This window comes from Pollutimonas bauzanensis (assembly GCF_040393045.1).
Classification (GTDB): domain Bacteria; phylum Pseudomonadota; class Gammaproteobacteria; order Burkholderiales; family Burkholderiaceae_B; genus Pollutimonas; species Pollutimonas bauzanensis_A.
Genome location: NZ_JBEBUX010000197.1, coordinates 1 through 4,590, shown reverse-complemented (window position 1 = coordinate 4,590; position 4,590 = coordinate 1). Strand labels below are relative to the sequence as shown.

Annotated in this window: 5 protein-coding genes; 3 read left to right on the top strand and 2 right to left on the bottom strand. The window is 53.4% G+C overall.

Annotation, left to right across the window (positions count from 1 at the left end):
• Positions 1 to 156: 156 nt before the first annotated feature.
• The gene (locus ABWO67_RS19100; protein ID WP_353154875.1) at positions 157 to 1,074 is read right to left on the bottom strand and encodes a LysR family transcriptional regulator; all 918 of its coding nucleotides are present in this window, start codon (positions 1,072 to 1,074) and stop codon (positions 157 to 159) included.
• 145 nt (positions 1,075 to 1,219) lie between these two features.
• On the opposite strand from ABWO67_RS19100, the gene ABWO67_RS19095 reads away from it, so the two are divergent.
• The 3 genes from ABWO67_RS19095 to ABWO67_RS19085 are packed head-to-tail and all read left to right on the top strand — an operon-like array spanning position 1,220 to position 4,290.
• Complete coding sequence (locus tag ABWO67_RS19095; protein WP_353154872.1) at positions 1,220 to 2,197, top strand: Bug family tripartite tricarboxylate transporter substrate binding protein; 978 nt, start codon at positions 1,220 to 1,222, stop codon at positions 2,195 to 2,197.
• Positions 2,198 to 2,227: 30 nt separating this feature from the next.
• Positions 2,228 to 3,400 carry a CaiB/BaiF CoA transferase family protein gene (locus ABWO67_RS19090; RefSeq protein ID WP_353154869.1) on the top strand — a complete coding sequence of 391 codons (1,173 nt, stop codon included), beginning with the start codon at positions 2,228 to 2,230 and terminating at the stop codon, positions 3,398 to 3,400.
• A 14-nt stretch (positions 3,401 to 3,414) separates the two neighbouring features.
• Complete coding sequence (locus tag ABWO67_RS19085; RefSeq protein ID WP_353154866.1) at positions 3,415 to 4,290, top strand: HpcH/HpaI aldolase/citrate lyase family protein; 876 nt, start codon at positions 3,415 to 3,417, stop codon at positions 4,288 to 4,290.
• A 22-nt stretch (positions 4,291 to 4,312) separates the two neighbouring features.
• On the opposite strand, the gene ABWO67_RS19080 is transcribed toward ABWO67_RS19085, so the two are convergent.
• Positions 4,313 to 4,438 (bottom strand): hypothetical protein, encoded by a 126-nt coding sequence (locus tag ABWO67_RS19080; protein WP_353154863.1) that lies wholly within the window; start codon positions 4,436 to 4,438, stop codon positions 4,313 to 4,315.
• Positions 4,439 to 4,590 lie beyond the last annotated feature (152 nt).

Sequence of the window (4,590 nt, the reverse complement as noted above, 5' to 3'; positions counted from 1 at the left end):
AGATCTTTGTCGCAACACTCACAACCGGGGCGTAACTGAAGCATGGCTATCCTTGAACCAGAAAGAGATTGGATCTTTTAGCTGGATATTGCCATGAAGGTCAACTGGAACACTGCCCTGCGTCAAGCGGCGGATGGCAGGTAGCTAAGGTCGAAACTACGGCTGCTCGCCAACGTCCGACAACCCGGCGACCAACAAACGTGTGACGACTTTATGGACAGCCCGGACGGCCGAGTCGGCTGTCCGGTTCTGATTACTCACTAAATTAATAGTCCGGGTAATGCCAGGGGCGGCAATGGACGTGATAGCCAGCTCTTGACGGAACAGCTCTTCGCCCATGGAGTGAATCGACAATATGCTGTGCCCCTTACCGGCCGCCACCAACTTCTTGATTGCATAGGTCGAATCAACGTCGGTCAGAATTTTCGGGCTTTTTCCGATACTGTCCATGAAAACCTTTTCGATCATCAGCCGCAGAGTCTGAGGAAACGCAGGCAATATCAAGTCTAACTCGGCAATTTCCGGAATCGTAATGACATCGGGAAGCGCATCTTTAGCGCTTGGATTACTGACTAAATACAGTTTCTCGCGCGCCAGGAATTGAACCATCAAGGGGCTATTGACCGGGGTGTCGTAAACCACGGCCAAGTCGATGCGACCACTTTCGGCCCACTCCAGAAGCGTGCCACTCATGCTTTCGACCAGCGCCAATTGAATATTTGGGTACATACGACTCACGCTTTCCAGTACGTCCACGCAAAACTTGGTATTGATGGCGGTAGACATTCCTAGATTCACATGGCCAAACGGATTGCTGTCCGATGAAAGGAAGTCGGTGTGCACAGACTCGACGCGCCTGAGAATTTCCACAGCGTGGATTTTTAATCTGTGTCCCGCAGCCGTAAGCTCGATGCCACGCGGCAATCGGTTGAACAACCGTTGCCCCAACTCGATTTCCAACTGTTTCAAACGTTGGGAAAGTGCGGGTTGCGCCACATGAATTTGCACGGCTGCCCCTGAAATGCTGCCCGCTTTTATAACGGCCAGAAAATATCGCAACTGAGTAAGTGTCATGTCATCGGTCCACGGCAATTATTTCCATTCACGCATTGACATACATATATATGTATGTCGCTCATATTAAAACAATATTTGATATATGCCAGCACGAATGAAAGAATAAAGAACAATATTTATACGAACTACCGGAGACACGTTTATGCTGCAACTACGAAAGATCGCCACTCGACTATGTTTGCTTGCCACGGCCGGGCTCATGACGTTTACGGCGCAAGCCGGCGCGTTTCCCGCCAAGCCAGTCAATGTCATTGTTCCGCACGCACCGGGCGGAACGAACGATATCGTGGCCCGCATAGTTTCCGAAAGGTTGGCGCAGCAGCTCGGTCAGCCTTTTATTGTAAGTAACCGCCCCGGCGCTGGCGGAAATATCGGCACCCAGGCCATTCTGCGGGAGTCCGCAGACGGCTACAGTATTTTATTTACCATCAGCAGCACACAAGCCATCAACCCTGCCTTGTACAAGGAACCGGGGTTCGATCCGGTCAAGGACTTCGAACCGGTGGCCGCCGTAGGCTCTGTACCGAATGTTTTATGCGTCAATCCTTCTTTTCCAGCCAAGGACTTGAAGGAGTTCATCGAGCTCATCAAAAACAATCCCGATAAATATCAGTATGCTTCGGCGGGCAACGGTTCGCTGAACCATTTATTGGGCGCCATGCTGGACAGCAAAGCTGGCTTGAAGTTGCAACATATTCCTTACCGGGGAGTAGCCCCAGCCATGACCGATGTGTTAGGCGGTCAGGTGCCTATGGTCTTTGCCAGCTTGCCCTCATCCATAGCCAACATCCAAAGCGGCAAGCTACGCGCTATTGGCGTCAGCACAAGCGCTCGCAACCCCGCCCTGCCTGATGTTCCAGCCATTGGCGAAGAAATCCCCGGCTACAGCGGCGACTTATGGATCGCCATGTACGTGCCAAAGGGCACGCCAAAAGAGGTCATCGACACCTTGTACAAGGCAACAGAATCTGTGCTGAAGGAACCCGGCGTCAAAGATCGTTTCGATCAGCTTGGTATTGAAATGCTGCATGACAACCCCGAGCAGCTCGCGCAAAGGCTCGCTGACGACCTTGGAAAATGGTCGGACATCGTCAAGGCCTCCGGTGCGCAAATTAATTAATCAATTGCATATCAGCTCATTGGAGTTCGCATGAAAGCATGTAACCCGAACCATGAAGGGCCTCTGGCAGGCGTGAAAGTAATCGATTTGTCGCGCTTGGTGGCCGGAAATATGCTTTCGCTTTTTCTCGCGGACTTCGGTGCCGACGTTATCAAAATCGAACGCCCGGAAAAAGGCGATGATCTTCGAAACTGGCGTGAAGCGGGCCAAGCCGTTTACTGGAAGGTATACGGCAGGAACAAGCGTTCCGCCGTTATTGATTTCAAAACCGAAGAAGGCCTGGCTCAGCTTAAAAAGTTGATTAAAAGCGCCCAGATCGTAGTCGAGAATTTCGTACCGGGCGGGCTGGAGAAAATGGGGCTCTCGCCAGATGTGCTGCATCAGCTCAACCCTGCCCTGGTCATCGCCCGGGTTTCCGGCTGGGGACAAACCGGGCCATATAAGTCCAAGCCGGGTTTCGGAACACTGGTCGAAGCCATGTCGGGCTTTGCCTATTTGAACGGTTTTGCCGACAAACCTCCGGCATTGCCTCCGCTGGCCATGGCGGACATGATCGCAGGAATTTACGGCGCTGCCGGAGTACTCACCGCGCTGCGTGCAGCCGAGAAAAACGGCATTGGCCAGGTGGTTGACCTGTCGCTGTTCGAACCGATTTTTTCACTGATTTCATCCGAGGCTGCTAAATACCAGCTAAGCGGCAAGCCCACCATGCGTTCGGGCAATCAATCCAGTCACACCGCGCCACGCAATGTCTACGCCTGCAAGGACGATAAGCACATTGCCCTGTCGGGCTCCATGCAGTCTATGGCCATGAAAATTTTCGACACCATCGGACGGCCAGAACTGAAAACCGACCCGCGGTTCCAGGACAACGATGCCCGCGTCGAGAACAAAGACTTGCTGGACAACATTATTCAGGAATTCATCGGGTCAAAAACACAGGACGACTGCTTGAGCCTGTTCGAGCAGGCAAACGTCACTGCAGGCCCGGTATGCTCCGTGGCCGACCTGATCGACCATCCGTTCATCATCGGTCGGGAGGCCATCGTCCACCTTGAAGATGAAGAGCTAGGCAGCGTTCCCATGCATAACATCATTCCGCGTCTGTCGGAAAGCCCTGGCGGCTTCAGACGGCCCGCTCCTAAGCTGGGCGAGCATACGGACGACGTGCTGGCCGAAGTCGAGCACATTACCCTTAATTGAACAGGACCAACATTATGAATTCCGTTTTCGCATGGCGTTCCATGCTGTTTGTACCAGTTACCAACGAGCGCTTTATTGAAAGCGCGTTGCGCCGGCCTGCCGATGCCCTTCAGCTCGATCTGGAAGACAGCATCGCCTTGGAGCACAAAGAAGAAGCACGTCGCAGTGTCGCTGCGGCCGCCAAACGCTGCCACGATCAAAACTACGATGTCATCGTCCGGGTGAACCGCCCCTGGCGAATGCTGGTCCGCGATATCGAAGCCTCTGTCTGCGAAAACGTTCAAGCGTTAACGCTGCCCAAAGTTCCTAACGCGGAATTCGTTCAAGCAGTCGCAGAAATCGTCGATGAAATCGAAACCGAGAAAGGAATGCCTGTGGGCAGCACCCGGTTTATCGTGATGATCGAAGATGCAGAAGGCTTGCATAATATGCACAGCATTGCGGCAGCCCACCCGCGGATTTGCGGCATGATTGTCGGAGCCGAAGACTTAGCCGTATCCATGCAAATGGCTGTTGACGCCGACAGCCTGTATGTCCCGAATGTCATGGCTGTCGCCGCCTGCAGGCGTGCCGGCATTGCACCCATAGGATTTGTCGGTTCAGTCGCTGATTTCGCTGACGAACAGGAATTTAAAAAAGTAGTCGAACGCGCTGCCCGCTTGGGCTTTGAAGGCGCGTTCTGCATCCATCCTGCTCAGGTCGCATTGGCCAATAGCGCGTTCTCGCCAACCGAATCCGCCGTTGAAAGGGCCAAAGCCTTGATCAAAAAATTTGAAGAAGAGAAAGCCTTGGGGCGTGCCGCCTGCACGTTCGAAGGCAGAATGGTAGACGCCCCCGTCGTAAAGCAAGCCATGCGGTTGATTGAAAAAGGAATGGCGTTTAATTTGTAAGCTCGCGACGCACGTTGTCTCCTCATATCGCGGCCTCTCCCGGCTCATGGCCTATTCTTACAAGCAAAGCCAGCAACGCATCGGTCGAGCAGCTATCGGCCAACTCGATACCCTCGGTCAAGGCGGCAAGCAGTGTCAATTCATCCATTACAGACTTCCCCATTTCCGTTTGTGGTTCGTCGTGGTGCAGAAGCTTCGGTAAAGCTCAAGGTTGAAAGTAAACCCGAAATTCAATCGGATCGTAGAACCTATACCCCACCCCGCGCAGCGTGGCTACCGGCAGCCGTAGCGCGCACGCCT